The organism is Dyella sp. (assembly GCF_036746095.1).
Classification (GTDB): domain Bacteria; phylum Pseudomonadota; class Gammaproteobacteria; order Xanthomonadales; family Rhodanobacteraceae; genus Dyella_B.
In genome coordinates, this window is record NZ_DAIOEU010000054.1 from 1 (window position 1) to 26,089 (window position 26,089).

Here is a 26,089-nt window from a genome sequence, read left to right on the forward strand (position 1 = left end):
CTTTCGCTGGAATGACGTCGTTTTAGCTTTCCCGCAAGAACGGCGAAAATTTCCCGGGACAGCAGTGCGCGAAAGCGGGAATCCATCTTGCTCTGATGCATCCGTGAAATGGACTCCCGCTTCCGCGGGAATGACGGCCATACATAGGTTGGAGTTCGCGTTCCGCTCATCCCGACCTACGGCCCGCCATCAAGGATTGTGAACATCCGTCGCTGCATGCGCGGCCTGCAAGTTGCTCCAGAACGCATCCATCTCGAATGCGAAGCGTGCAGCACGCTTCCTACGCACAGGACGCATTTCGCGGCGTTTGGAATGGATTTCGGCCTTCGCCGGAATGACGGAATGCTCTGGATCGCGCATAGCCATCAAGCCACACGTCTGGTTACCCGCGAGTTGCGGCATACATCGTTTTTATCCGCGTAGTCGACGGACCGCTGCCGGCAGAGCTCCCATGGCCTTCCAGTCTTCAATCGCACCGGACATCGACTCAGCTGTATATCGCAGAGGCGTCCCAGTCGATCCGGTAGGCGTGTTGTGTACCGAACCTCTTTCGGGCAGAAGGGTGGCGGCAAAGGCTGTCGGCGCAGTTCGGGAGCGGCAAGCCGATGATTTGAAGCCGTTGACGACACCGTTTCGACGTTTTCTTGATGGCATAAAGCCGGTCGCCGGCGCCATAATCCCGGCACGCCCAAGCGGGGAATACTCATGACACCCAGCACATTGATGCGCCCAAGCGCGTGGATTCCCTTGGTAATGTCCTTCGCTGCGTTGTGCCTGGTCATCGGTCACGTGATTTTCTTTGGCCATGCGCGCGAGACCGATGAAAGTGCAACGGCACACCTGTTTCAGCTGCTCCTTGCCCTGCAGATACCCGTCATTGCTTTTTTTGCCTTCAAATGGCTGAAGCGCAATCCGAGGTATGCGGCGGGGGTTTTGGCCTTGCAGGCTTTGGCGGGCGTAATGGCCTGCGCGCCTGTGTGGTATTTCAAGTTGTAGCCGAGCGCGCAGCCATGACGATGGGCAAGACGTTCAAAGTGGGTGACCACGTCAGCTGGAATTCCGAAGCCGGGCGGGTCAGCGGCACCATCGTGGCCGTCCACACCCAAGATTTCGATTACAAGGGGCACACGCACCACGCCTCGAAAGAAGACCCGCAATACGAAATCAAGAGCGACAAGACCGATCATGTCGCGGCCCACAAAGGCCACGCACTTCGCCATTTGCGTTCCTAAGGCACTGCGTGGCGCTTCCGTTCTTCACCATCGGCCATTCGAACCGCAACCTGGACGACTTCATCGCCTTGCTGCGCGAAGCAGGCGTACAACGCGTGGTGGATGTCAGGGCTTTTCCGCGCTCGCGCACCAACCCGCAATTCAACGAGGACGCGTTGCCGCAAGCAATGCGCCCCTGCGACCTCTCGTACGAGCATGTCGCGGCACTCGGCGGGCGCCGCGGCAAATCCAAGCCCGTGCCTGCCGACGTCAATGCTTTCTGGATCAACCAGAGTTTCCACAACTACGCGGACTATGCGCTTTCAGGTGCATTCCGCGTCGGGCTGGAGCATTTGATTGCGCAAGGACGAACCCACCGCTGCGCGATCATGTGCTCGGAGGCGGTGTGGTGGCGTTGCCATCGACGCATCATCACGGATTACCTGCTGGCGCGCGGTGAAGCCGTGTTGCACATATTGGGCCCTGGCCATGTGGATGCGGCGCGGATGACGGAGGGCGCCATCGTTCAATCGGATGGCACGCTTGCGTACCCTGTGTCGAACGACATTGCCCAGTAGGTTGGATTGGCGAAGCGTAACCCAACGATGCAACCCCAAAAAATGTTGGGTTACGCTGCGCTAGCCCAACCTACAGTGGTTCCCGGTGGCTTTTATCAGCGCGTCCTCCCGCAATAAAAATCCAAGCGCTGACGCCGCTCAACAACGCCAGCACTGCAGAAACCAGCATCACCCACCGAAAGCCCGACACGAAGGACACATCCACCGCATGTTTCATCGCGGCCACTGTCGCGTCCGGATAGCCATGCGGCATGACGATGCCCGCGAGTTTATGCCGCTGTGCAACGATGGCGGAAACGAGCGCCGCGGGTGCGCGTTGGCGTTGCAGTTCGCCATCCAGGCTTGCATTGAAAGCCGCAGTAAGTACAAGCCCGAACAGCGCAATGGCGAGCAGGGCGGCGGCGCGTGATACCGCGTTGTTGATGCCGGATGCCGTACCCGCCAATTCCTTTTCCACCGCGTTCATGACCGTCGTGGTCAACGGCGCCACGGTGATGCTCATGCCAAGGCCAAGCACGCAAATGGCCGGGAAGAAATCCGTCCAATAACTGCTGCCGGTCGAAGGCAGCGCGATCATGGCGAATCCCGCAGCCGCTACAACGGGGCCCGTCACCAGCGGAAGTTTCGACCCGAATCGATCTACCAGGCTTCCCGTCCACCGCGACAGCAGGAACATGATCGCGATAAACGGAAGCAACGCAGCGCCTGCTGCCGTGGCGCCATAACCTTGCACCTGGATCAAGTTCAAGGGAAGAAAAAACAGGCTGCCGCCCAATGCCGCATACAGCAGCAACGTCAACACATTGGCGCCCGCAAAATTGCGCTCGCGAAAGAGCGCCAACGGTAACATGGGCGATGTGATGCGTGCTTCGATGCGAACGAATAGAAGCAGTGCAAGGATGCCAACGAGCATCGCGATCCAGACCGGTGGTCCAGTCCATCCACGCGTGGGCGCTTCGATGAAGGCAAACACCAATCCAGCCAGACCGATGGTGACCAGGCCGGCGCCAAGCCCATCGATGGGGCCGCCGTTCGCGCCGCCCTTGCTCTCGGGCACTTTCATCGCGCAAACCGCCAGCAGCACGGCACCCAGCGGTGCATTGACCAGAAAGGCGAAAGTCCACGAATAATGCTCGACGAGAAAGCCGCCGATAACCGGTCCAATCGCCGCGGTGATGCCGCTGAAGGCAGACCATGTGCCGATGGCCGCGCCTCGTTCCGATTGCGGAAACGTGGCGCTGATCAGGGCAAGGCTGCCTGGCACCAATAAGGCAGCGCCGATGCCTTGGATGGCGCGGGCAATGATCAATGCCTCCACGTCCGTGGACGACGCGCAGCCAATCGAGGCTAGAGTAAAAACGCCCGCACCGATCATGAAGATGCGCTTGCGGCCGAAACGGTCTCCCAGCGTTCCGCCGACCAGCAGCAATGAGGCGAGAAACAATGCATACGACTCCATCACCCATTGGGCATCGGATGTCGTTGCACCCAGGTTGCGTTGAATGGCCGGCAGCGCCACGTTGACGACGGTGCCGTCGATAAAGGCAAGACTGGAGCCGAGGATCGCAGCGACCAACGTCCAGCGCCGCGATGGGGCCGTACACGGTGCCGCCGATGTGCCATGAAGGATGACGCCTTCTTCGCACGGAGTTTTCCCGATATGGCTCATGCGGATCACCGGCCTGGAAATTCGCAGAGCTTACTCCGCTCATTGCCGATGCCATCGACGGCGATACTTAGTGCCATTGGCCTTAAGTGCGTGGAATGACGTGCCTGTCGAACTCATCGCGGAGCAATCGGTGTGGAAACACGGCTGCATGCGTATGTTTTTTCGAAACAACACCAGGAGCTGGCGGACGCTTGGGTCGCTAGAGCCGTCAAGCCGGGCATTTGCCATCCGCCAGCGAGCATTGGCTCATGACATGTCAAAGCGACGTGAAAATATGTGGCAATTGAACCTGGAAATATTCAATTCATAAAAATATTTAATGTCGAATCATTGATTCAGCACGCTCAACCACAGGAACGCTTGCGATAATATTCCGCGACATCGTTTGATCGAAGGCAAGCTCGATCAACACAGGGCTGTGATCCAGGGGGAAACGGATGTTTGGCTATTACCTTGAACTGGCTGTACGAAGCCTGCGGCGAAGCCCCGGGCTTACTGCGCTGATGATCTTGACGATCGGCTTCGGCGTGGCAGCATCGATGACGATGTATTCGGTATTTCGCGGCTTGTCTGCCGATCCGATTCCATGGAAGTCCGATCGCTTGTTCGTGCCGCAGATCGATGCATGGGGTCCCGGCAATCGCCGCGCCGGCGGCGAGCCGGAAGTGGCGTTCAGCTATCTCGATGCGACGACGCTGATGAAGCAGCACCGTGCCGCGCGGCAGTCGGCGCTCTATACGATTGCCGCATCGGTGATGCCGAGCAGTACCGGGCGCAATCGCAGCCCGGTGCCCATCGAAGGCTACGCGGTATACAACGAATTCTTCCCGATGGTCGATGTCACTTTTCACTACGGCAGTGGCTGGAGCGCGGACGACGATGCGCATCGCGCTGCAGTGGCGGTGATCAGCGACAGGCTCAACAAGCAGGTGTTCGGTGGCGGCAACAACGTCGGCAAGACGATCGACATCGACAACCGCGAGTACCGTATCGTCGGCATCACCGACGACTGGAATCCGCAGCCCAATTACTACTACACCCTGGATGTCGGCTACGGGCCGGACCTGCCGGACGTGTTCCTGCCATTTACCTACACCGTCGCCAACAACATCTCCCAGAACGGCTGGGATGGCTGCAGGAAAGGCGAAGTGGACCCCGGCGAAGTTTTCTCGCAACTGCTGCAGTCCGATTGCGTATGGATTGGTTACCTGGTCGAACTGGATGACACCGCAGCCGTGCAACAGTATCGCGCCTATCTCGACGCCTATGCCAGCGAACAGCAACAGGCGGGACGCTTCCACTGGGCGCCCAATACGCGCCTGCGCGACATACCGGCGTTTCTGGATTACCGGCACGTGGTGCCGAGCGACACGCGTGTTTCGTTGCTGGTGGCGCAGGGGCTGCTGATCGTATGCCTGGTCAACACGGTGGGCCTGCTGCTGGCCAAGTTCCTGCGCCGCAGTGGTGAAGCGGCCGTGCGCCGCGCGCTGGGTGCATCGCGCGGAGCCATCCTGGCGCAATACCTTACCGAGGCCGGCGTGATCGGTATGGGTGGCGGCATGCTGGGCTTGTTGTTCACCCTGATGGGCATGCGCAACGTCGGCGACGTGTTGCCGGCGCGCCTCGCCGCCATGGTGAAGATCGACCCCGGCTTGCTCTTGCTTACGCTATTGCTTGCCGTGATTGCCACCTTGCTTGCAGGCACTTATCCGGCGTATCGCGCGGCGCGCGTGACGCCCGCATGGCAATTGAAGGAACAATGAGGATCGCGCCATGACCGTTCATCCCATTCTCGCCGCATTGAAGCGGCACAAGGTGGCTGCGTCGCTGATCGTGCTGCAGATCGCCTTGACGCTGGCGATCGTTTCCAATGCCGTATTCATCATTGAGCATCACGTGCAGCGCATGATGCGCCCCACCGGCATGCAGGAAGATGGCCTGATCCGCATCGTGCAACGCTGGCCGGCCGCGCCCACCGGCGATGACGCCGCTTCCATCGAGAAGCTCGATGCTCTGCAGCGTGCGGATCTGGAAACCCTGCGCAGCCTGCCCGACGTGCAGGAAGTGGCGGCGTCCACCAGCAATCCCCTGTTGAGCGGCTTCATCGATGGCTATGTCTCGCTCGATCCGGATCAGAAAAGCACCTCCGTGCGCGCTGCCTATTATTACGGCGACGAAAATTTGCGTTCGACGTTTGGACTGAAGCTGATTGCCGGCCGCGACTTTACTCCCAACGAAATCCGCCATGGCAAGGCCGTGCCCGGCTCACCGGTCATCATCGTCAGCAAGCCCGTCGCCGACCGACTGTTCCCGAACGGCAACGCGCTCGGCCAGACCGTGTATCAGGATGGTAAACAGGCCACCATCGTGGGCATCGTCGAGCAATTGCAGACACCGAGATGGTCGGACAGCGACTGGGTCTATAACTCGGTGATCGAGCCACTTCGGCAAGACGACGCCTGGTCCAACTACATGGTGCGCGCACGCCCCGGCCGCACGGCCGAGGCGATGCAGGAAATCCGCAAGGCGCTGTTCGATCTCAATCCAATGCGCCTGATGCCCGAACCCTACGCCGGCATCCACACGTTCGCCGAACTGCGTGCCAGGGCATATCGCACGGATCGCGGTACCGCCATGCTGATGGGCGCGATCTGTTTCATCCTGCTCAGCGTTACCGCCGCAGGCATCGTCGGGCTGACCAGTTTCTGGGTGGTGCAACGGCATCGGCAGATCGGGGTGCGACGCGCGCTCGGCGCACGCAAGATCGACATCCTGCGCCACTTCCAGCTGGAAAACCTGCTGATCGCCGGCGGCGGCGCCATCATCGGCGTGCTGTTCGCGTTCGAACTCAACCATTGGCTGATGACGCATTACGAAACGGCGCGTCTCCCGTTGCTCTATATCGTCATCGGCGCCATGGTCATGCTCATGCTTGGGCAAGCGTCCGTGCTGGTGCCCGCGCGGCGCGCATCCAACGTGCCGCCGGTGGTGGCGACGCGGTCGGGTTGAGCGCTTGCGATCATACGTAGCCTGGGATGAAATCCCAGCTTTCGATGCAGGGCGATGCTGGGACTTCACTCCAGCCTGCTGCGCAGAAGCCGCGTGGAACGAGTATAAGGTTCGTCAGCGACTTATGCGGAGAGCAATGCGATGCTCGGTGTCCTTGGGGTAGGCGCAATCGCCACGGCGATGATTACCGGCTTGAGCGAAGGTGATAACCCGCCGGATATTCTGGTTTCGCCACGCAGCGTGGCGCGGGCGACGAAGCTTGCGGCGTGCTATCCCAACGTGCGCATTGCTGCCAGCAATCAAGCCGTCCTGGAGCAATCCGATGTCGTGCTTCTCTGCTTGCGGCCATCCGATGCCCTGAAGGTGATACCGGATTTGCAGTTTCGAGACCAGCGCGTGATAAGCGTGATGGCCGGTATGCCGCTCGGCATGCTACGCGAGCTGGTGGCTCCCGTGCAGCATATCGCGCGTGCCATTCCATTGGCGTCCGTTGCCATCCGACGTGGTGTGACGCCGTTGTATCCGGCTGCCGATTTCGCGCGCGAGTTGTTCAATCGGCTGGGCCGTGTTATCGAGGTTGCCGATGAAACGGCGTTCGATCTGTTCTCTGCCTCGACCGCAACGGTTGCAGCGCATTTTCTTTATTTGAACCGGATAAGCGCCTGGCTCGCAGCGCACGGGATTGCGCAACGGGAAGCGCAACAATATGTCGGTGCGATGTTTGCCGAGATTGCCTCGTCGCTGCATGGTAGCGAGCTGGATTTCGCAATGCTGATGCGGGAACACGCCACGCCCGGCGGGATCAACGAGCTTTTCTGCCGGGTGGTTGGCGAAGAGGGCGTCTGGGAGGCCGTCGACAAGGGGCTCGATCGTGTACAGCAGAGGCTGGTCCCGTAGCCCCGCAGGGCGAGCGCAACGCGAACCCCGATATTCCCGCTGCGGCATGCCAGGCCGGGCTCGGCGTTGCCTCGCCCGGCCAGCGAATCACAAGGCGGTGTTCGGTACGACGGTAATGGTGATCTTGGACGGATGCTCGCTGTCGTGATGGATCGCGTTGTGGCCGATCACCCATTTGTCTTCGTCGTAGTTGTTGCCGCCGGTGTTGAGGTTGCGATCGAAGCGCGGGAAGTTGCTGCTGGAAACATCGACGCGCAGCTTGTGCCCGGGCTTGAAGTAGTAGCTGGTGTCGATCGGCTGGAAGGTGACCTTGTACACCTGTCCAGGCGACATCCACGCCAGCGGCTTGTCGTAGCCATTGCGGTAGCGCATGCGCTGGATGTTCTCGGTGATGTTGAACGCGCGGCCATCGGGGTACACGTCGCTCACCTTGAAGGTGAAGTCGGTGTCCTTCGCACTGGAAGATACGTACAAGGTCACCGTGATCGGGCCGCTGACTTCCGTCCCTTGCTTGAAGGGCTCGCTGTCGTAGACCAGTACATCGTTGCGCGCCTCCTGCGGACGCTGGTCGTAGGAACCGAACTTCACCGCGGTGCCCTGGCAGCAACCGCCGCCGCCGAACGTGGGTACCGGGTTGGCCGGATCGTAGACGAACTGATCGGGATGATCGGTCGTTGGCGCCGCGGCCACCAGCTTGCCGTTGCCGTAGAGCGTGTTGGCGCGGCCTTCGCTGGTGAAATAAAGATCCTGCGTGGTGGCGCCGGCCGGCGGCCAGGTATCAGCCTTTTCCCAACGATTGGCGCCCATCAGGTAGTACATCACCTTGGGCTGTTTATCCAGGATCGGGCTGTCTTCGCCTTTGAGGTAATGATCGAACCAGCCGTAGACGAGGTCGTTGTAGTCGAAGCGTGCATCGCCCATGTCCATGTCGCCAACCATGGTGTGCTCGGTGGCGCGCGTGTACGCACAGTGCAGTACCGGTGCGATCACGGCGTATTGCTGGTCGGCAACAGATTTCGGCGCGGTGCGGCGCACTTCGTTGTAAGCGGCAAGGTTGGGCGATACCGACACGTCGAACCAGCTCATGAACCACAGGCCAGGCTTGCTGATCTTCATGTTCTCGTGCCACAGGCCGCCCTTGTACCAGGCCGGGTCATTCGGCGCGCGCGCGATCATGTCGCCGCCGGTCGCCACCGGCATATGCGTCTCGTAGATGCCCGGCGGGCCGCCCACCGCCTTGATGATGTCGTTCTCGGGCAGGTGCCAGAACGCCTTGTCCCAGTCGACCGGCGGCATCTGTGGCGCGAGATCGAAGAAATGCGAGGCATTGACCAGTTCCGCCTGCGAGGTATTGGACGGAAACATCGGACGTACCTGGTTCTGGATGCCGTAGTCGTAGATCCAGGAAATAAACAGCATCTGCACCGCGCCGCCGCGATACCAGTTGCCTTGCTCGTAGTAAGGGCCGACGTGGCCGACGCCGGCGCCGAAACCCTGCACGTTGAAGGTGGCCAGCGAGGGATCGTCCTGCGCCACCACCGCAAGCTGCCACTCCGCCGTCGACGAGCAGCCGGTGGTGCCGACTTTGCCGTTCGACCACGGCTGCGAAGACATCCACTTGAGTTCATCGGTGCCATCGCTCAACGGCATGCCCAGGATGTCGTAGTTGCCCTGCGAGAAGAAGTGCCCGCGCTCCTGGATCTCCACATACGCGTAGCCGTGCTTCACCGCTTCCAGCTCGCGCGTCATGTCGCGCGGCGCGCCGAGTTTCACGTCCCAGAAATTGAAGTTGTACGGCGTGCGCACGAAGATGACCGGCACCTTGCCGTCGCCCTTGGGGCGGTAGATGTCGGCAGCCATCAGCTTGCCGTCGCGCATCTTGATCATCACCTTGCGGTCGATCACGGCCACCTGTTCGAGCTCCTTCTCGGTGGCGTTGCGCTTGGCGATCAGTTCCGCCTGCGGGTCGGGTTTCTGCTGTGCGGCCACCGGCGTGGCCGCGAGCAATGAGAGTCCGAACGTAGCCAACGCTCCGGCGAAGGCCGTAGCCAGTTGATTGAAGCGCATGTTGGTATCCCCTTGGAGCCGTTCCCCGAGTTTCGGCTAGCTGACGGCGCGGGGGAAGCATGACTAAGGGCATATGGGGTTTGATTTTTTGATCATCTGCGTGTTGCTGAGTTTTGCACTGATGCGCTCCTTCCCTCGCAGGCAATGGATCAGCGTTGAGCTTCAGCTGCGCGAGGTGTGGTTCCCTCCCCTGCGTCAGCAGGGGAGGGCTAGGGCCGAGGTATCCCCACGTTTTTCGCTCGGCCTTCGCCGGAATGACGATTCGCTCTGAAATAGCATCGCAGGGGATGGGAGCAGATCGGCATCGCCCGCATCTTCTCGCCTTCCCCATGCACCTTTCACTACGTTGCAACGACACCCATCACACTATGCCGGTTGATGTGACGTAAAACGGGCCTCGCGGCATGCGCGATGCAATGCGAATCGAGTACGACTCACACGGCGCAGACACGGTCTGCATCGCGCGCCGACACTTTCTTGCCGCTTCCGTCACCACGCTCTCGGCCTTGCTGTTCGTCGGTTGCAGTACCTCTGGGCCGCCGGTCTCGGCAACCAAATACTTCACCTCCAGCGAAATGCGCTTCGTGCGTGCGGCGGTGTCGCGGCTGATTCCCGCCGACGATCTGGGTCCCGGTGCGTTGGAGGCAGGCGTGCCGGAGTTCATCGATAGCCAACTGGCCGGGAGCTTCGGGCGCGCGTCCAGTTCGTACATGCAGGGGCCCTGGCACCTGGGCACGGAACAGCAGGGCTATCAGCTCTCGCTGACGCCTTCGGAGCTGTACCGCACGGCGATTCCGCTGGTGGATGCCTATTGCAAGCAGCAGCACGGTGCCGTCTTTGCGGACCTGCCCGCGGCCAAGATGGACGAGGTCTTGCATACGCTGGAAAAAGGCGACGTACCGATGGCAGGCCTGCCCAAGGACACGTTCTTTCATGCATTGCTGGCGAACACCAAGGAAGGCTTCTTTGCCGATCCCATCTACGGCGGCAATCGAAACTTCATCGGCTGGAAGCTGATCGGCTTTCCAGGGCCGCGTTACAACTATCTCGGCGAGATCGGCAAGTTCGGCCAACCGTATGAGCAACCTTTCGTCAGCCTCGGCGGCCGCACACCGAAGGAAGAGGCATGAGCTTGGCCAAGCGCATGCCGGCGGTGGACGTGGTGCTGGTCGGCTTCGGCTGGACGGCCTCGATCCTGGCGCAGGAGTTGACCGACGCGGGCCTGCAAGTACTCGCGCTGGAGCGCGGCGCCTTCCGTGACACGGTGCCGGATTTTTCCACCGCGCAAATCCAGGACGAATTGCGCTATGCGGTACGCAAGCAGACGTTCGAGCAGCCGGCGCGCGAAACCATCACCTTCCGCAACAGCATGGATCAGATGGCGCTGCCAATGCGCAAGCTCGGGTCGTTTCTGCCCGCGGCGGGCGTTGGTGGCGGCGGCGTGCATTGGAACGGGCAGAACTGGCGATTCCTGCCGACGGATTTTGTGGCGCGCAGCCATATCGAGCAGCGTTACGGGAAGAAATTCATTCCGCCCGAGATGAACCTGCAGGATTTCGGTGTTACCTACGACGAGCTGGAGCCCTATTACGATCGCTGGGAATACCTCTGTGGCATTTCCGGCAAGGCCGGCAATATCGGCGGCCAGATCCAGCCGGGCGGCAATCCGTTCGAAGGCGCGCGCCGCCGGGATTTTCCGCTGCCGCCGCTACAGCGCAGCGCGTCCACCACCATGTTCGACCAGGCCGCGAAGGAGCTGGGCCTGCATCCGTTTCCCTGTCCGGCGGCGAATACGTCCAAGCCGTACGTCAATTCGCTCGGCGTGCAAATGGGGCAATGCACCTTCTGCGGTTTTTGCGAATGGTTCGGCTGCGGCAACTATTCCAAGGCAAGCCCGCAAACCACCATCCTGCCGGTTCTGCTGAAGAAACCGAATTTCGGTTTCCGCACTTACTGCGACGTCACCCGCGTCAACACCGACTCCACCGGCAAAAAGGCAACCGGCGTGATGTATGTCGATGCGCAAGGCAAGTTGTACGAGCAGCCGGCCAGCATCGTCATCCTGTGCGCGTTCGCGTATCACAACGTGCATTTGCTGCTGCTGTCGAAGATCGGCACGCCCTACGAGCCGAACACGGGCAAGGGTGTGGTCGGCCGCAACTACGCCTACCAGGCCAGCAGCACCATCGGCGTCACCTTCAAGGACATCATCAATCCGTTCATGGGTGCCGGTGCGCTAGGGCAGGTGGTGGACGATTTCAACGGCGACAATTTCGATCACGGGCCGCTGCATTTTATTGGAGGGGGTTACCTCTGCCTGTGGAACACCGGGGGCCGGCCGATCCTGCAGGAATACCTGCCGGAGAAAACGCCCCAGTGGGGCTCGGGCTGGAAGAAAGTCATCCACGAGGATTACCTGCGTTCGACCTGGATCCAGGGACATGGCAGCGTGATGAGCTACCGCACCAATTATCTCGACCTGGACCCGACCTACACCGACGTCTACGGCAATCCGCTGCTGCGGCTCACCTTCGACTTCCAGCCGAACGAACATGCCATGTTGAAATATGTCACCGACCAGGGTGCACGCATTGCGCGCGCCATGCCGATCAAGGGCATGAAAGTGGATGACCGCCCCGGCCACTACTCCATCGTTCCGTATCAAACCACGCACAACACCGGCGGCGCCGCCATGGGCGTAGACCCGAGCACCAGCGTGGTGAACCGCTATCTGCAATCGTGGGACGTTTCCAATCTGTTCGTGATGGGTTCGGCCGTCTATCCGCACAACCCCGGCTACAACCCGACCGGTACGGTTGGCGCATTGGCCTTCTGGGCGGCGGACGCCATCCGGCGCTACATCAAGAACCCGGGCCCGCTGATGTAGCCATGAAACGCATCGCACTCGTCCTGGTCACGTTGGGTTGCCTGCCGATGGCGTTATCCGGCACGCAAAGCCGGCTTGGTTCGCACGACTTCGCCAGCGTTTCGCACGGGCGCTACCTCGTGCAGGCCGGCGATTGCGAAGCCTGCCACACAGTGCAGGGCGGCGCGCCATTTGCGGGCGGGCGTCCGGTGCCCACGCCATTCGGCGTGATCTATTCCGACAACATCACGCCCGACCGCGACACCGGCATCGGCACCTGGACGGACGAGGATTTCTACAAGGCCATGCATAACGGCCTCGACCGGCAAGGCCGGCATCTGTTCCCGGCGTTTCCGTATCCATGGTTCACGCGGCTCAATCGCGCCGACGTGCACGACATCAAGGCCTACCTGGATACGGTGGCTCCCGTGCGCCAGGTTGATCGCCAACCGGAACTGCCGTGGCCGGTAAGCAGCCGGCACAGCATGGCGGTGTGGGATACCTTGTATTTCAAGCCGGGCACGTATGTTTATCGTCATGACAAATCACCCGAATGGAATCGCGGTGCGTATCTGGTGCAGGGCGTGGGCCATTGCGGCGCGTGCCATTCGGGCAAGAACGTTCTGGGCGCGGCGGACCAGCAACATCCCCTGCAAGGCGGCTTCGCCGAAGACGTCTATGCACCCAACCTGGGTCAGGGCAACGACGATGGCCTGAGCCGATGGAGTGAGCAGGATATCGTCGACTACCTGCACACCGGGCGCAGCCGGCAGGCAACGGCCGCCGGCCCGATGGCCGAAGCGGTGGAACAATCCACACAGAACCTTAGCCAGGCCGACCTGCACGCGATCGCGCTTTACCTCAAAGGCGTGCAGGGTCCGCAAGCGGACCGGCCATCGACACCGGACGTGCAAGTGATGCGCGACGGTAGCGGCCTTTACGCGGATCAATGCACCGGCTGCCATATGGAAAATGGCAGCGGCGAACCAGGCGTGTTCCCGGCGTTGCGCGGCAACAACAGCGTCATGGCGGCCAAGCCAGACACCATCATCGCCACGGTCTTGAAAGGCGCCAGGCTACCTTCCACACGCGCCGCGCCCACTGCCTTGGCCATGCCTGGCTTTGCGGAAAAACTCGATGACGAGCAGATCGCGGCGCTGGTGACTTACATACGCAACGCATGGGGAAACCACGGCAGTGCCGTCTCCGCATCGGATGTCGGCGACTTGCGCAAGCGCTTGCATCAGGCACAGGAATAACCTGCCGGATCGAAAGCCTGCTGGCGCAGGTGGTTTCACTGCTTGCCCAGCGTCGCAAACATCACCACCGCTGCCAGGCCCATCACCGCGGTGGCAAGCCACCCCCAAAACAGCAGCCAGCCGCCCACGACGTGCTCGCCCATGGTTTTCTTGCGCCGTACGACCAGCATGATCGCCGCCATCAACGGAACCGCGCACACGCCGTTCACCACGGCGCTCCAGTACAACGCCTTGATCGGATCGATGGGCGAAAACGCCAGCGCCGTACCGAGTGCCATGCTGCCCACCAGGACGCCGTAGAACAATTTGGCCTGACGCGGTTTGCGCGAGAGCCCGTATGGCTTGCGCGCAGCGCCGGCGACGGCGAACGCCGAGGCACCCGCCACCACGGGCACGGCCAGCAGGCCGGTGCTGATGATGCCCAAGGAAAACAGGGTAAAGGCGAAGCGGCCGGCGATCGGGCGTAGCGCTTCGGCGGCTTGAGAGGCCGACTGAATGTCGTTCTTGCCGTGGGCATGCAGAACCGCCGCGGCGGTGACGATCATGAAAAACGCTACGATGTTGGAGAACATCATGCCCACGGTGGTATCCAGCGCGATGCGCCGCAATTCGGCGTCCGCCTTGCGGCTGGTGTCGCGCAGCAGCTTGCGCCCGTGGTTTTCGCGCAGCTCCGCCACTTCTTCAGCCGCCTGCCAGCAAAACAGATAAGGGCTGATCGTCGTGCCGAGTACGGCCACTATACCGGTCAAGTAATCCGTGTTCCATTGCACATGTGGAATGATGAAATACCGCAATGCCGTTCCCCACGGCACGTGCACCGCGAAAGCCGTCGCGACATAGGCAAACAGGCTCAAGGCGATCACCTTCAGGATCGGCGAGTACCGTTCGAACGACAGGTAGACCTGCAGCGCCGTCGATCCCGTGGCGAAGATCAGCACGTACAGCAGGCTTGGACCGCCGATCAGCAACTTTGCCGAAGCGCCCATGGCAGCCAGGTCGGCGCCGACGTTGATGGTGTTGGCCACCACCAGCAGGACGATCAGCGTCCATACCGCCGGCTTGGGGAAATTCGCAATCAGTGCGTCGGCAAGTCCCGCACCGCAAACGCGCCCGATGCGCGCGCTGACCATTTGAATGGCGATCATCAGCGGTGTGGTGAGCAGTACCACCCACAGCATGGCGTAGCCAAACTTCGCTCCCACTTGCGAGTAGGTGGCGACGCCACTGGGATCGTCATCGGCCGCGCCCGTTACGAAGCCTGCGCCAAAGCGTTTCCACCAGGGAATTTTGGACACATCACGGGGCTGGTCGGCCATGCAGCTTGCCATCGTTGAACGGTGGCGAGGATCGTGCGAGCCGTCCCGTGAAGTGACGGCGAAGAAATACGCCCGGCAACGCCAGTGCTTATGTTGCTTCAACATTCAAGACGACGCGGATGGCTTTTCACACGCCATCAACACCACGACGCATGGGTTCCCTGCATACGTAGTCTGGCATGTCGCCCCAGCGAGCTTTCGAGCCCACGCGGCTCATGTGAAAATCGCAATGCGCGCACTTGGCCCAGCAAACCACGAAACGTCACACTCGCAGTGAGGCAGGGGAGGGGACAGTTCCTCGCGAACATCAAGCGTCCCGCGTCAGCTGATCGACCGCGCAGGCAACAAGGTGGAGCATCGGCGGCCGCTTGAGGGCAAATAGATGCCGGACTGGCAGGGCGGGAACGCTTTACAGCGGTTGTCCAAGGCGCGCTTCAAGCAGCGGGCGAAACGTGCGGCTGACGTGCACGCGGTGGCCGCCGCGCAGCACGAGGTCGAACTCGCCGTGCGTGGCAGGTTCCAGATGCAGGATGCTGTCGACATTGACGACCGTGGAGCGGTGTACGCGAATGAAGCGGCGCGGATCGAGCCGGGCCACCAGTTCGCCAAGCGCCGCACGGTGGATGATGCGTTCTGCGCCCACGTGCAAGGCCACATAGACGCCGGCACTTTCGATGCAATCGATCGATTCGGTGCGAATCAGTTCGGTCTTTTCGCGTTCCCGAATGACGATGCGGTCAAGAAACGGCTTTTCCAGGTGGCGGTGGTCGAGCAGCTTGAGCACGCTTTCACCGAATTCGCGCACCTGCTTGTCGTCGAGGCGTGCCTTGGCGCGGGCGAAGGCAGATTGCATGCGCTGATCGCCAAACGGCTTGAGTACGTAGTCGATGGCGGCCGATTCGAACGCGCGCACGGCATGCTGGTCGAAGGCAGTCACGAAGATCGTCACGGGCATGCGCTCGATGCCGATCGTATCGATCACGCCCAGGCCGTCGAGCCCGGGCATTTGAACGTCCAGGAATACGATGTCCGGCGGCTTTTGCAGGATCGCTTCCACCGCATCGAGTCCGTTCTCGGCCTCCATGATGTCGGCCACGTCGGCATCGTTGTCCATCAGTTCGCGCAGCCGCTGGCGTGCGGGCTGCTCGTCATCGACGATGAGAACCCGGTAAGCGCCTCTCTCACTCATGGCCGTATCCATCCGCCGTGCTGGTGGGTATCGAAACACGAACACATGTGCCGCCACCTTCGCGGGGACCGATCTGGAGATCCGCATTCTGCGCGCCATGCAGCACGGCAATGCGTTCGCGCGTGATGCCCAGGCCCAAGCCGGCGCGATCGTTCCAGCCTTCGCCAAGCCCGACGCCATTGTCCTCGACGGTGATGCATAACACGGCACGATCAATCGTTGCGCGCACCCAGACGGTGCCGCCTCCCGGCCGCGGTGACAAGCCGTGACGGACCGCGTTCTCGACCAACGGCTGCAGGATAAGGCTCGGCACCATGACCTCACGCGTCGCGGCGGTCACGTCGATGATCACGTGCAAGCTATCGCCGAAGCGCGTTTTCTGGATGGCCAGGTAATGGCCGAGAAATTCCAGTTCCTCACCCAGGCGCACTTGTTGCCGGCGGCCGGATTCCAGGGAAAGCCGCAGCAGGTCGCCCAACTGCTCGATCATGTCGCGCGCATGCCTGGGCTGATGCGTGATCAGCGAGGAGATGGTGTTCAAGGCATTGAAGAGAAAATGCGGATCCAGCTGCATGCGCAGCGCATTCAGGCGTGCCTCGGAAAAATTGCGTTCCAGCCGTTCAAGCCTTAGTTGCGAAGCCAGATACTGCTGGCTGTATTGCATGGCTTGCCAACCCCCGACGACAAGCAGGTAGACCAGCAGGCTCCACAGAAACTCACCCTTCAGGGCTTCTTGCAAAGGGCCAAGTCCGGCTGCGTCTTGCCAGGCCTTCACGCCCATCAGTACCTGCAATGCCGCCGTGAGATAGCTGTGTACGAAGGTGACCGGAATGCCAATGACGACGTGCACGGCGAGCCGTCTGCCAAGGCTGGTCACTGCGATAGGCAGGCGCCGGTCCATGGCGATAATCGCCGGCACCAGCAAACCCCATGCCCACCACTGCGCCAGCGAGTCGCGCAGGATGGACCACCATGCCGCGGCGGAGATAAAACGTGGCATCGCGAAAACGATACCCACGGCCGTCCACGCCAGCAGCGATGGGAGCACCAGGCGCAGGCGGGCATTTTTTTCGCGCGGATTGAGGTTATGAATAGGGCGCAGCATCGTTCTCGTCATCTTGCCGAGCGCAGCTGTCATCCTACTCGGTTGCATCCGCGGAAGTGACGACGGCGATACTCAATCAGTGTTGCCCTAATGTTGCCTTAGGCCGCACCGGGATTCGACGAATAGGTAATGGCAACGATGCGCCATCCATCGGCCGTCTTGATCAGCTGCCAGGTTTCATCGCCGCGGTTTTCCACCTTGCCATCCACGACAAAATCGAAATGGAAATAGACCGACGCCACCGTACCGTCGCTCCTGATCTGCACGTCGGTATGGCGCGGGTCCAGAGTTGATTTTGTGGTTGCCACGAACTTGGCAAAGTCCTGGCAACTCATGATGCGGACTTTCTGCCGGGAGGGATCTTTCGCCTTCGCCGCGGCGAACGCTTGATCGGACAAGGCGGTTACCAACAGGCCGCGATGATCGAGAAACAGCGCCGAGACACCTTGGCCATCGTGCGCGGCGACCGCATGGTGATAGGTATCCATAACCTGCTGGATGTCCGTGACGTCTTGTGCGGACGTAGCACCTGACCGATCCGCTGCTGCGGCGGCGCCGCCAAAGACCAGGAGGGCGGCTGCGAGAAGAATGCGTGTTTTCATGGATGCCTCATTGGCGTGGGTGAACCTGGAAACACGACGAAAATAGTTGTTCCATGCGCGAAGCGGGGCATGAATGTTGCGAGCCGGTTTGAATGCGCACTCAAGCGGAAGAAGGCCATGCAGGCTGGGATGGCAACCTCCGCACCGTGGGTCTAGAGGATGGAGTCGATTTCCACCCGCACCATTCGTCGTCCTGATGCAAGCCGATCTGTTCGTAGCCCAAGCGGGAGAAAAAAGATGCGCGCACTAGTGCTGGTCAAGGCAACCGTGGACAGCGAAAAGGGAACGTTCTCCAAGCAATGGATGGACGGGATGATGCAGGCGATGGGCAAGTTCAACGATGCGTTGCGCGAGGCCGGCGTCCTGGTCATGGCCGAGGGTCTCAAGCCGACTGCGCAGGCCAGGCGCGTGGTGTTCGATGGCCCCGGCCGGACGGTGATCGACGGGCCGTTCACCGAGACCCGCGAGCTGGTTGTCGGCTTCTGGATCTGGGAAGTCAAGGACATGGACGAGGCGGTGGCCTGGGTGAAGCGTTGCCCCAACCCCATGCCGGGACCGAGCGAGATCGAGATCCGGCCGTTCAACGAGATGAGCGATCTGCCGTAAGCACTTGCGTGGATCGGAACGGCGGCCCATTTGTTTTCACAATCGTCACACCGCCTCTTGGCGTTTTGTCCGCCTACGGGGCGGCAACATGATCACCCATTGACGTCGTGGCAACGGCGAGGAGGTTAATACGGTTCCAGCCGCAATGGCCTCCACGCGCATTCGCCATGCATGTGCCGGCACGAACGCGAAATCATCGTCAACGCTCGAATGACCCGGCAGGACGATGCAACACGGAGTGAAACGTTGGTGAGTAACAGTTAGCCGAGGGCAACCCCACATGACGATCGGCTGCCCCGAATGCGGCGCGCTCGAAGATATCCCGCCGCTTACCGCACGGTCTCTCGTACGTTGCCGTGTATGCCACTACCCCCTGGAGCGCCGTAGCGGACGCAGCGTCAACGCGGCACTGGCTTGCTCCTTGACCACCTTCATCCTGCTCTTCCCCGCCAATCTGGCGCCGCTGATGACGGTCGATCTGCTGGGCGGCGAACGCTCGTCGGTACTTGCGTCGGGCATTGTGGCCATCTGGCAAGGCGGTTGGGTCATCCTCGCGGCATTGCTAGGCATATTCGGCATCGTCCTGCCATTCGTGCGGTTCGGCGTGCTTGCGTGGGTGCTGGGCGCGGTCCGGTTCGGATGGCATTTCAAGCACGTCGGCACGCTCTTTCGCTGGGTGCTTTGGCTCGATATCTGGGCCATGCCGGATGTGTATCTGGTCGGTTGTTTCGTCGGCTATTCGCGCGTGACGCAGAATCTGACCGGCCTGATCGGTGCAGGCGGCTACTGCTTCATCGCCGCCGCATTGATGTCGATGCTCACGCGTGCCACGCTCGACCGGCGCACCGTCTGGCGCGCCATTTGCCCGGACCAGGAATTGGTGGGAGACGAACCCGTGATCTCCTGCACGGTGTGCGACCTGATAGCGCCGGCATCGTGCGAAGGGGAGTCCTGCCCGCGTTGCGGATGGACGCTGCGTACGCGCAAGCCCGATGCGGTGGTGCGGGCCGGGGCGTTGTCGCTCGCCGCGCTCGTGCTGACGTTACCGGCCAATCTGTTTCCGATGACCTTCTCGATACAACTCGGCCAGGTGGTGCCGCAACGCATCGCCGATGGCGTGTTCGAGTTGTTTCAGGCCGGGCTGTGGCCACTGGGCATTCTTATCGTCTGCACCAGCATCGTCATACCGGTGGCAAAAATTGCCGGCATGGGGTGGTTCATCGTTTCGGTGAAGCGCCAGTCGCGAAAGCATTTGCGCTTGAAAGCGCATCTGTTCCGCCTGATCGACGAATTGGGACGATGGTCGAACGTCGACGTCTTTACCATCGCCGCGTTCGTGCCGTTGATCCGCTTCGGCGGCCTGGCCTCGGCGAGAGCGGCGATAGGTGCGCCGGCGTTCGCGCTGGTCGTGTTCTTCACCATGGCCGCGTCGCGTGCGTTCGACCCGCGCCTGATGTGGGATGCGCAGCGCAGGAGACGGTCGTGAACAGCACGCGTCCGCGGCGCACGCAGGCACAGGCCCGGCGCAGCTGGTGGCCGGGCTGGATCTGGGCGGTACCGGTGGCCGCGTTGGGCGTGGCCATCTGGCTCGGTATCCGCGCCCTCGTCCACGGCGGCGAGACCGTCACCGTGACATTCGACAACGCCTACGGCATGCAGCCGCGCGATACCAAGGTGATGATGCTGGGGGTGAAGGTGGGCGAGGTGTCGGACGTGGCGCTTGCCAAGGATGGCAAGCACATCGAAGCCACGCTCAAGATCGACAGCGACGAAAAGAAATACCTGCGCAGCGGCACGAAATTTTTCCTGCGCGGTGGACAGATTGATCTGAGCGACCCGGCGTCGCTCAAGGCGATGGTGTCAGGACCGGAAATCGACATGGAACCCGGGCCTGGCAAACCCATGGATCATTTCAACGGTGGCGATCGTAAGCCGGCGCTTCCCCCCGACCACGGCCCAATGGTGAGGTACGGCGTGCGCTTCGATGGTGCGGTGGGCGGGCTCAAGGACGGCGCCGCGGTGGAGTTGCGCGGTTTTCACGTCGGCACCGTTACCCGCGTGCATCTTGACTACGATGCAAGCACGGGCGCGCTCCATACGCCGGTGCAAATCGCGATCGATCCTTCCTCGCTCGACATCAAGGGCGCAGCCCCGCCCAACGGTGATTGGCGACCGCTTGTCGATGGCATGTTGAAGCGTCTCGTTGCGCAGGGATTGCGTGCGCGCCTGGCCCAGGACCCGCCGCTGGTGGGGCCGAGCAAGGTGAGCCTCGACTTCGCGGCGGGCGCCGCGAATGCGGCGCTGACCGACGACCACGGCGAGACGATCATTCCCAGCATGCCGTCTTCGAACATCGACGCGATGACGTCCAGGGCCGACCAGATCATCAAGAAAATCGACGATCTTCCGATCAAGCAGATCGGCGAGCAGATCCAGGGCATTACCACGCGCATCAACGGACTGGCGGCATCCGCGTCGCCGCAGATCAAGGACAGCCTCAAGCACATCGATCACTCCGTGGCGCAGATCGATCGCACCTTGCAGAAAGTGTCGCCGCAAATCGGCCCGCTGGTCGCGCAACTGCGCCGAACCGCGAGTGAAGCCGATCAAGCCGTGGCCGCCGCCAACCGCACGCTCGGTAGTGACGCGGCCAGCCAAAACGGCTTGCCGGAAGCCCTGCGTGAACTCACCGACGCCGCGCGCTCGGTTCGTGCGCTGGCCGATTATCTCGATCGCCATCCGGAAGCGCTCATCCGCGGCAAGCAGAAGGAAAAACCATGATGCGCACTGCTCGCAAGACAAAAGCCATGGGAGCGGCCGTGGCGAGCATCCTGATCGCCATTGCGGCCGGATGCGCGCATAGCCCGCCCACGCGCTACGTCACGCTAAGCGCAGCGCCCTCCACCGCGCCGCGCATGACCACGCCGCTACAACCGGTGCAACTCACCGCCGTGCATATCCCCGCCGAGCTCGATCGCCCTGAAGTGGTCACGCAGGATTCGGCCAATCAGCTGACGGTCCACGACAATGACCGCTGGGGCGCACCGCTCGCGCAAATGATGCGCCGCACGCTGGCGCAGGATCTGCTGGCGCGCTTGCCAGCCAACGCCTTCATCCTGCCGGATGCCCCCGCGCCAGCCGGCACGCGCACACTGGTGGTGACGGTATTGCATAGCGAGGCGGACGCCAACGGAACGTTGACGCTGCAAGTGTCCTGGGCACTGCTGTCCGGCCACCCGCCGCATGCGACTCAAACGCAACAGTTGACGCTGACGGCCAACATGGCCAGTCACGATGCAGCAGCACAGGCGGCAGCATTGAGCCAACTGCTTGGGCAGCTGGCGGATCGGATCGTGGCGTCCATCCCCGGGCGATAACCGCCCCCTTATGACTCACTGTCGATTGGGGCTCGGTCATGCCACCAGAACGCATGGACTCGCGATTTAGTGGTTAACCGGTGCACCACCAGCGCATCATGACCGTGCTGCATGCGTTCAACCCCGAGGCGCTGATCAAATGCTCGTGATACTTCACCGGAGGAACGGCGATTGCGCTGCTGGCCGACCGCTACGGTGTGCGTACCGCTGTGTTGGTGGATGGCGCGCCGATCAAACTCGAGCTGGTTCATGAAGACCGCATTGATGCAACCGGGGGAATGATCGATGCGTTGCCCGTGCCGGTGTTGAGCCGCGCCGACCTCTATGCGGAAAAACTCCTGGCCAATACCGATCGCGGCACTGACCAGGCTGTGCTTTATCGCGACATGATCGACCTGATGGTGATGACGACGGCGTGGGGGCCAATCCCCGAGGCGGCATGGCAAAAGGCACGTGGGGCGTACGGTCGAAAGATCGATCAGGCGTTCGAAGCGGTGCAGCTGTTGCTCCGCACCCGTCCCGAGAACTGGAAGGAAGCATGCCAGCGCATGCACATCGATGCGCAATGGCAAGCCAAGATCGGGTTGGCAATCGGGATTCAGGACGGGTACGTGGAATAGATCAGAGCATCCCTGGGCTTCAAGGTCACGCAGCCACTGGCGCGTTGCGCAAATAACCGGCTTCCTGATTGCGCAAGGCCGCCTGGAATGCCGGCCGCGCTTCGCAGCGCTTGAGGTAGTTGTCGAGCGGCAAATACTCCGCCACCAGATTCGTATGCCGCACGAACCGCAGCACGGTCGCCATCAGGATATCGGCGGCGGTGAAGCGTCCCAGCAAATAGTCACGTCCCTCAAGCCACGCGGACAGTGCGGCCAGCCGCGCCTTCGCTTCCTCGACCGCGCCGGGACGGCGCAACGTTGCCCACGCTTCGCCGTTGTGCAGTTGATCGATCACGAACAGATGCCACAGCGGCGGCTCGACGGTGTTGAGTGCGGCGAACATCCAGGCGAGTGTCTCGGTGCGCTGACGGGATGGCATCAACGCCTCGCATTGTTCGGCGATGGCGTAGAGGATGGCGCCGGATTCGATCATGGTGCCGCTGTCGCTATCGAGCGCGGGCACTACGCCGAAAGGCTGCTTGCGCCGGTAGCTGTCGGAGTGTCGTTCATCGGTGCCGATCCACCGGCTTTCGTAGGCAAGCCCCGCTTCCTCCAGCGCCCAGCGCACGCGCAGGTCGCGCACCAGGCCCTGGGCAAAGGGCGGTACCCAACTGAAGCCCCACACAGCGATATCTTTCATGCGATCTCTCCTCGTGTCGTGCCGTTACCGGTGGTTGCCGGTGCTTGGCGATCGCCGGAGAGATTGCCGCTGGACGTACCCAGGGTGGGAGTAACAAGCTTGGCGCGGTTCGGCGCGGCGTTGCTACCGGCTTGCGGCCGGGCAGGGCGCCTTGCCCGGTTGCATCGCGTGGAATTCGATCGCCAGGCCAAGGTCTTCCTGGGTGGGCGCAAGGATGGATTGACCGGACAAGCCGCGATACGTGGCCAACTTGCGCTCATAACCGCGCTCGACCCAGCGTTGCGCACGCCCTAGATCGCTCACCGCAAAGCTCACGCCCAGGATGCGTGGGCCACCACTCGCCATGATCTGGCGCGCCAGGCCCGCGCCGTCGGGCTGGAGCGCCAGCAGCGCCGTTGGGCCGACCGGCACGCAGAATCCCTTCGCGCCGACTGCCGGCAGGTTCACCGGCACCGCATGGCCGAAACCCATTTTTTCCAGCTGATGGCGATCGGCCTCGGCGTCTCCCGATAGCAGCCAGATCGACGTGAGTTCACGTGCGCCGTTGGGATGCTCGCGCGTCACGCGGTAGTCGTCGGCACGGCTGGGGTCGAACTGGTCGGGGGCGTAGTCGGTGGCGTAGTCGATGAAGAAGGTGTTGCTCGACAACGGTGCGTGGTCGAACGCGAACAACCGCCAACCAGGCTTGCTGCTGTCGGGGCCGGAGAAAAACGGCGTCACCGCGTAATGCAGCGCTTGCAGCGAGCGATGGATGTCATCGAGTGACGAGGTGCGAAAACCGAAGCTGCGCGAACCTGGGCCGCCCTTCAGCGCCTGCTGATCTTCCTTCATGCCCGGATCGAACGTGGGGTTGGCGCGGGTGATACCGAGCAGCTCGATAAAGCTGCTGTCGGAGAAGCGGATATAGCGGTTGGCCACGCCGCCGGGATCGCGCCCGGGGCGTACCTGAAAGCCCAGCTTGACCGCCATGACCGCGGTGACCTGATCGATGCCGCGTCCCCACAGCAGGATGTGGTCCAGGCGTGTGGTTGTCGATGGCGCGGGTGTGGATGCCGAAGCCTGCGCGGCACCCAGGCATAAAAACCATGCTGAAACGAACAGGATCAAGCGCATGCGAATCCTCGTGTGGAAGGAATTTCTTATCGTCACTCCGCCCTGACCTTCGCCGGAATGGCGAAGGTGGTTCGGCTGGTCAAAAGGGCATTTCTATAAATTGGCCGCCGCTCGTCTGATGGCGTAACAGTGCGACGCAACGTGACGTTGGCGATGATCGTCTCCCTCCCCCGCGGCAGCAGGAGAGGGAGACGTCTTTCGCCATGATGGAGCTGCCTGCTTTGCTTTAAGGCAATTCATAGAGCTGCCCTTGAGTTCGGAACATTGCTTTTATCAGCGGTTCCACCCGCAGCGGCAAGGACAATTTCCGGACAAAAACGGCCAACACGAATTCCAATATTCACGGCCCGTGCGCGCCATGTCGGGTCTCGGTTGCGATTAAACGCCCATGCTTCGCCGCAAAGACTGCGGCGACGTACCAAACGCACGAATAAAAGCACGCCGCATGCGGCTCGCATCGCCGAAACCCGTCGATGCCGCAATGTGATCCAGGTGCACATGACTGGTTTCCACCGCGATGCGCGCAGCCTCCAGCCGCAATCCTTCCACCACTTTCGCCGGGGTCGCACCGATCTCCGCGGTGAAGGCGCGGGCAAAGTTCCGTGGACTCATCGCCGCACGCTCGGCCAAACGCTCGACGGTCATGGGTTCGGCAAGGCGCGTGCGCATCCAGTGGATCAGTTCGCCGAACCGCCCGGTCTTGCCGCCTTGTTCAACCAGCGCCGAATACTGCGACTGCCCGCCGTGCCGCCGCTGATGCACGACCAGCTGTTGCGCCGTGCGTCGCGCAATGCCGGGGCCGAGGTCGTCTTCAACCAGTGCCAAGGCCAGATCGATTCCGGCCGAAATGCCGGCCGAGGTCCACACATTGCCATCCCTCACGAACATTCGGTCGGGATCCAGCCGCACGCCCGGGTAGCGCAACCGGAAACGTTCCGCCGCCGCCCAATGCGTGGTCGCGCGCCGGCCGTCAAGCAGTCCGGCTTCCGCGAGAAAGAACGCGCCGGAGCAAACGCCGGCCGCGCGGCGCCATGCATCGTCGCCGAGCCAGGTCACGATATCGACCTGGCTTTCCTCGATCTGCGCCAGGTTGCCGCCCGATACGATCACCGTGTCGAACCGCTTCGGTTCAATTGGCGCGGCCGCCAGGCACACGCCAGACGAACTGCGCACGATGCCGCCTCCCGGTGCCAGCACGTCGATCGTGTAGCTCTCCGGCCGAAAACGCTCCGCCATTTCGAACACGGCAACCGGGCCGGCAGCATCCAGCAGTTGAAACCCGGGGAAAACGATGATGGCTATCTCGCGTCGCATGGTGGCAGCCGCATGACTTGGGTCCCGTGGCGGGAAAGTCGCGTAAACGCAAGGTAGACGTCAAGGTGGTGAGAGAACGCTACCGGCACACTCATCACGAGCACGCAGGTGAGCCAAAAGCTATTGGTGCTAGCTCAAATACCGTCGGCCGACGAAAGCCGGGGTCCATTGATTTGAGGATCTACAAAAGTCCCTGGCCCCGGCTTTCGCCGGGACGACGATTCGTGTTTTTTGCGGCATTCGCGCAAAAAAAGGTTTGAGTCAGTACCGTTGAGCTGGAGCCACTTGCATGCTGACTGCTTCACGGCGATCGGCATGAAACACATCCAGCACGCCTACCCAACTGCGGCAAAGTGACATCCCATTGGCGACCGCACGCGTGGCGGTGCGGCGTTCCATGCCGCGCCGACTATGGCAAAGTGCACGCGCCGCGAACATGGGAATTTACTGGCAGGAGCGCAAAAGCTTGCGGCAAACCGAACGGCGCGGATGCGGCTTTTTGCCGGGTTTGGTAGATCGATAGTCATTATCCGCCTCCGCGGCGGGGGCACTATCATCACGTTCGGGGCAGGGTGGCGATTCCCGTCGACCCATTTATCGGAAGCTGTGCAA

At 61.8% G+C, this 26,089-nt stretch carries 24 protein-coding genes; 14 read left to right on the forward strand and 10 right to left on the reverse strand.

All coding sequences use genetic code 11. The features are described from left to right. Window positions 1-189 precede the first annotated feature (189 nt). Window positions 190-402: a hypothetical protein gene (locus V7M64_RS17610; RefSeq protein WP_333680912.1), complete on the reverse strand. Its 213-nt coding sequence runs from the start codon at window positions 400-402 to the stop codon at window positions 190-192. Window positions 403-705: 303 nt separating this feature from the next. On the opposite strand from V7M64_RS17610, the gene V7M64_RS17615 reads away from it, so the two are divergent. From V7M64_RS17615 to V7M64_RS17625, 3 genes are read left to right on the forward strand one after another with little or no spacing between them, the layout of a single operon-like run. Then, the gene (locus tag V7M64_RS17615; RefSeq protein WP_333680913.1) at window positions 706-996 is read left to right on the forward strand and encodes a hypothetical protein; all 291 of its coding nucleotides are present in this window, start codon (window positions 706-708) and stop codon (window positions 994-996) included. 14 nt (window positions 997-1,010) lie between these two features. After that, window positions 1,011-1,232 carry a DUF2945 domain-containing protein gene (locus tag V7M64_RS17620; protein WP_345786366.1) on the forward strand — a complete coding sequence of 74 codons (222 nt, stop codon included), beginning with the start codon at window positions 1,011-1,013 and terminating at the stop codon, window positions 1,230-1,232. A gap of 8 nt (window positions 1,233-1,240) precedes the next feature. After that, window positions 1,241-1,789, forward strand: coding sequence for a DUF488 domain-containing protein (locus tag V7M64_RS17625; RefSeq protein WP_333680914.1), 549 nt, complete (start codon window positions 1,241-1,243; stop codon window positions 1,787-1,789). 70 nt (window positions 1,790-1,859) lie between these two features. On the opposite strand, the gene V7M64_RS17630 is transcribed toward V7M64_RS17625, so the two are convergent. Further along, on the reverse strand, window positions 1,860-3,458 hold the full coding sequence (locus V7M64_RS17630; RefSeq protein WP_333680915.1) for an MFS transporter: 1,599 nt from the start codon (window positions 3,456-3,458) through the stop codon (window positions 1,860-1,862). 437 nt (window positions 3,459-3,895) lie between these two features. Here V7M64_RS17630 and V7M64_RS17635 point away from each other — a divergent pair, with 437 nt between their 5' ends. From V7M64_RS17635 to V7M64_RS17645, 3 genes are all read left to right on the forward strand, one after another. Continuing rightward, entirely contained in the window at window positions 3,896-5,221 is a 1,326-nt protein-coding gene (locus V7M64_RS17635) for an ABC transporter permease (RefSeq protein WP_333680916.1), read from the forward strand. A 10-nt stretch (window positions 5,222-5,231) separates the two neighbouring features. Next, window positions 5,232-6,467 carry an ABC transporter permease gene (locus V7M64_RS17640; protein WP_333680918.1) on the forward strand — a complete coding sequence of 412 codons (1,236 nt, stop codon included), beginning with the start codon at window positions 5,232-5,234 and terminating at the stop codon, window positions 6,465-6,467. Window positions 6,468-6,608: 141 nt separating this feature from the next. Next, window positions 6,609-7,364 carry an NAD(P)-binding domain-containing protein gene (locus V7M64_RS17645; protein ID WP_333680919.1) on the forward strand — a complete coding sequence of 252 codons (756 nt, stop codon included), beginning with the start codon at window positions 6,609-6,611 and terminating at the stop codon, window positions 7,362-7,364. A gap of 87 nt (window positions 7,365-7,451) precedes the next feature. Here V7M64_RS17645 and V7M64_RS17650 read toward each other — a convergent pair whose 3' ends face one another. Further along, window positions 7,452-9,431, reverse strand: coding sequence for a CocE/NonD family hydrolase (locus V7M64_RS17650; protein ID WP_333680920.1), 1,980 nt, complete (start codon window positions 9,429-9,431; stop codon window positions 7,452-7,454). Window positions 9,432-9,835: 404 nt separating this feature from the next. Here V7M64_RS17650 and V7M64_RS17655 point away from each other — a divergent pair, with 404 nt between their 5' ends. From V7M64_RS17655 to V7M64_RS17665, 3 genes are read left to right on the forward strand one after another with little or no spacing between them, the layout of a single operon-like run. After that, window positions 9,836-10,561, forward strand: coding sequence for a gluconate 2-dehydrogenase subunit 3 family protein (locus tag V7M64_RS17655; protein WP_333680921.1), 726 nt, complete (start codon window positions 9,836-9,838; stop codon window positions 10,559-10,561). Next, entirely contained in the window at window positions 10,558-12,318 is a 1,761-nt protein-coding gene (locus V7M64_RS17660) for a GMC family oxidoreductase (protein WP_333680923.1), read from the forward strand. The genes V7M64_RS17655 and V7M64_RS17660 overlap by 4 nt, the downstream gene beginning before the upstream one ends. Before the next feature lie 2 nt (window positions 12,319-12,320). Beyond that, window positions 12,321-13,556, forward strand: coding sequence for a c-type cytochrome (locus tag V7M64_RS17665; RefSeq protein WP_333680925.1), 1,236 nt, complete (start codon window positions 12,321-12,323; stop codon window positions 13,554-13,556). A 35-nt stretch (window positions 13,557-13,591) separates the two neighbouring features. Here V7M64_RS17665 and V7M64_RS17670 read toward each other — a convergent pair whose 3' ends face one another. The 4 genes from V7M64_RS17670 to V7M64_RS17685 form a co-directional block, all read right to left on the reverse strand. Beyond that, entirely contained in the window at window positions 13,592-14,872 is a 1,281-nt protein-coding gene (locus tag V7M64_RS17670) for a divalent metal cation transporter (RefSeq protein WP_333680926.1), read from the reverse strand. 409 nt (window positions 14,873-15,281) lie between these two features. Continuing rightward, window positions 15,282-16,061, reverse strand: a complete 780-nt coding sequence (locus tag V7M64_RS17675; protein ID WP_333680927.1) for a LytTR family DNA-binding domain-containing protein — start codon at window positions 16,059-16,061, stop codon at window positions 15,282-15,284. Next, window positions 16,054-17,166 carry a histidine kinase gene (locus V7M64_RS17680; protein WP_333680929.1) on the reverse strand — a complete coding sequence of 371 codons (1,113 nt, stop codon included), beginning with the start codon at window positions 17,164-17,166 and terminating at the stop codon, window positions 16,054-16,056. The genes V7M64_RS17675 and V7M64_RS17680 overlap by 8 nt, the downstream gene beginning before the upstream one ends. A gap of 98 nt (window positions 17,167-17,264) precedes the next feature. Further along, window positions 17,265-17,768 (reverse strand): nuclear transport factor 2 family protein, encoded by a 504-nt coding sequence (locus tag V7M64_RS17685; RefSeq protein ID WP_333680931.1) that lies wholly within the window; start codon window positions 17,766-17,768, stop codon window positions 17,265-17,267. A gap of 237 nt (window positions 17,769-18,005) precedes the next feature. Here V7M64_RS17685 and V7M64_RS17690 point away from each other — a divergent pair, with 237 nt between their 5' ends. The 5 genes from V7M64_RS17690 to V7M64_RS17710 all read left to right on the forward strand — a co-directional run bounded on the left by V7M64_RS17690 (window position 18,006) and on the right by V7M64_RS17710 (window position 22,371). After that, window positions 18,006-18,374, forward strand: coding sequence for a YciI family protein (locus V7M64_RS17690; RefSeq protein WP_333680933.1), 369 nt, complete (start codon window positions 18,006-18,008; stop codon window positions 18,372-18,374). A gap of 280 nt (window positions 18,375-18,654) precedes the next feature. Continuing rightward, a complete protein-coding gene (locus V7M64_RS17695; RefSeq protein WP_333680934.1) occupies window positions 18,655-19,860 on the forward strand; it encodes a paraquat-inducible protein A in 1,206 nt (401 codons plus the stop codon). Further along, on the forward strand, window positions 19,857-21,155 hold the full coding sequence (locus V7M64_RS17700; protein WP_333680936.1) for an MlaD family protein: 1,299 nt from the start codon (window positions 19,857-19,859) through the stop codon (window positions 21,153-21,155). The genes V7M64_RS17695 and V7M64_RS17700 overlap by 4 nt, the downstream gene beginning before the upstream one ends. Beyond that, complete coding sequence (locus V7M64_RS17705; protein ID WP_333680938.1) at window positions 21,152-21,751, forward strand: PqiC family protein; 600 nt, start codon at window positions 21,152-21,154, stop codon at window positions 21,749-21,751. The genes V7M64_RS17700 and V7M64_RS17705 overlap by 4 nt, the downstream gene beginning before the upstream one ends. Window positions 21,752-21,948: 197 nt before the next feature. After that, complete coding sequence (locus V7M64_RS17710) at window positions 21,949-22,371, forward strand: nucleotidyl transferase AbiEii/AbiGii toxin family protein (protein WP_333680940.1); 423 nt, start codon at window positions 21,949-21,951, stop codon at window positions 22,369-22,371. A gap of 25 nt (window positions 22,372-22,396) precedes the next feature. Here the strand turns inward: V7M64_RS17710 and V7M64_RS17715 are convergent, their stop codons facing one another. The 3 genes from V7M64_RS17715 to V7M64_RS17725 all read right to left on the reverse strand — a co-directional run bounded on the left by V7M64_RS17715 (window position 22,397) and on the right by V7M64_RS17725 (window position 25,477). Beyond that, a complete protein-coding gene (locus V7M64_RS17715) occupies window positions 22,397-23,050 on the reverse strand; it encodes a glutathione S-transferase family protein (RefSeq protein ID WP_333680941.1) in 654 nt (217 codons plus the stop codon). 123 nt (window positions 23,051-23,173) lie between these two features. Beyond that, on the reverse strand, window positions 23,174-24,163 hold the full coding sequence (locus V7M64_RS17720) for a VOC family protein (RefSeq protein WP_333680942.1): 990 nt from the start codon (window positions 24,161-24,163) through the stop codon (window positions 23,174-23,176). 378 nt (window positions 24,164-24,541) lie between these two features. After that, complete coding sequence (locus V7M64_RS17725; RefSeq protein ID WP_333680944.1) at window positions 24,542-25,477, reverse strand: GlxA family transcriptional regulator; 936 nt, start codon at window positions 25,475-25,477, stop codon at window positions 24,542-24,544. Window positions 25,478-26,089: the final 612 nt, after the last annotated feature.

What these genes read in the sequence shown, in the direction of transcription:
- V7M64_RS17695 (WP_333680934.1), top strand. Translation starts at nt 18,655, where the DNA reads ATGACGATCGGCTGCCCCGAATGCGGCGCGCTCGAAGATATCCCGCCG.
- V7M64_RS17615 (WP_333680913.1), top strand. Translation starts at nt 706, where the DNA reads ATGACACCCAGCACATTGATGCGCCCAAGCGCGTGGATTCCCTTGGTA.
- V7M64_RS17620 (WP_345786366.1), top strand. Translation starts at nt 1,011, where the DNA reads ATGACGATGGGCAAGACGTTCAAAGTGGGTGACCACGTCAGCTGGAAT.
- V7M64_RS17690 (WP_333680933.1), top strand. Translation starts at nt 18,006, where the DNA reads ATGCGCGCACTAGTGCTGGTCAAGGCAACCGTGGACAGCGAAAAGGGA.
- V7M64_RS17680 (WP_333680929.1), bottom strand. Translation starts at nt 17,166, where the DNA reads ATGCTGCGCCCTATTCATAACCTCAATCCGCGCGAAAAAAATGCCCGC.
- V7M64_RS17705 (WP_333680938.1), top strand. Translation starts at nt 21,152, where the DNA reads ATGATGCGCACTGCTCGCAAGACAAAAGCCATGGGAGCGGCCGTGGCG.
- V7M64_RS17610 (WP_333680912.1), bottom strand. Translation starts at nt 402, where the DNA reads ATGCCGCAACTCGCGGGTAACCAGACGTGTGGCTTGATGGCTATGCGC.
- V7M64_RS17630 (WP_333680915.1), bottom strand. Translation starts at nt 3,458, where the DNA reads ATGAGCCATATCGGGAAAACTCCGTGCGAAGAAGGCGTCATCCTTCAT.
- V7M64_RS17685 (WP_333680931.1), bottom strand. Translation starts at nt 17,768, where the DNA reads ATGAAAACACGCATTCTTCTCGCAGCCGCCCTCCTGGTCTTTGGCGGC.
- V7M64_RS17635 (WP_333680916.1), top strand. Translation starts at nt 3,896, where the DNA reads ATGTTTGGCTATTACCTTGAACTGGCTGTACGAAGCCTGCGGCGAAGC.
- V7M64_RS17725 (WP_333680944.1), bottom strand. Translation starts at nt 25,477, where the DNA reads ATGCGACGCGAGATAGCCATCATCGTTTTCCCCGGGTTTCAACTGCTG.
- V7M64_RS17660 (WP_333680923.1), top strand. Translation starts at nt 10,558, where the DNA reads ATGAGCTTGGCCAAGCGCATGCCGGCGGTGGACGTGGTGCTGGTCGGC.
- V7M64_RS17715 (WP_333680941.1), bottom strand. Translation starts at nt 23,050, where the DNA reads ATGAAAGATATCGCTGTGTGGGGCTTCAGTTGGGTACCGCCCTTTGCC.
- V7M64_RS17720 (WP_333680942.1), bottom strand. Translation starts at nt 24,163, where the DNA reads ATGCGCTTGATCCTGTTCGTTTCAGCATGGTTTTTATGCCTGGGTGCC.
- V7M64_RS17650 (WP_333680920.1), bottom strand. Translation starts at nt 9,431, where the DNA reads ATGCGCTTCAATCAACTGGCTACGGCCTTCGCCGGAGCGTTGGCTACG.
- V7M64_RS17670 (WP_333680926.1), bottom strand. Translation starts at nt 14,872, where the DNA reads ATGGCCGACCAGCCCCGTGATGTGTCCAAAATTCCCTGGTGGAAACGC.
- V7M64_RS17665 (WP_333680925.1), top strand. Translation starts at nt 12,321, where the DNA reads ATGAAACGCATCGCACTCGTCCTGGTCACGTTGGGTTGCCTGCCGATG.
- V7M64_RS17675 (WP_333680927.1), bottom strand. Translation starts at nt 16,061, where the DNA reads ATGAGTGAGAGAGGCGCTTACCGGGTTCTCATCGTCGATGACGAGCAG.
- V7M64_RS17640 (WP_333680918.1), top strand. Translation starts at nt 5,232, where the DNA reads ATGACCGTTCATCCCATTCTCGCCGCATTGAAGCGGCACAAGGTGGCT.
- V7M64_RS17645 (WP_333680919.1), top strand. Translation starts at nt 6,609, where the DNA reads ATGCTCGGTGTCCTTGGGGTAGGCGCAATCGCCACGGCGATGATTACC.
- V7M64_RS17655 (WP_333680921.1), top strand. Translation starts at nt 9,836, where the DNA reads ATGCGCGATGCAATGCGAATCGAGTACGACTCACACGGCGCAGACACG.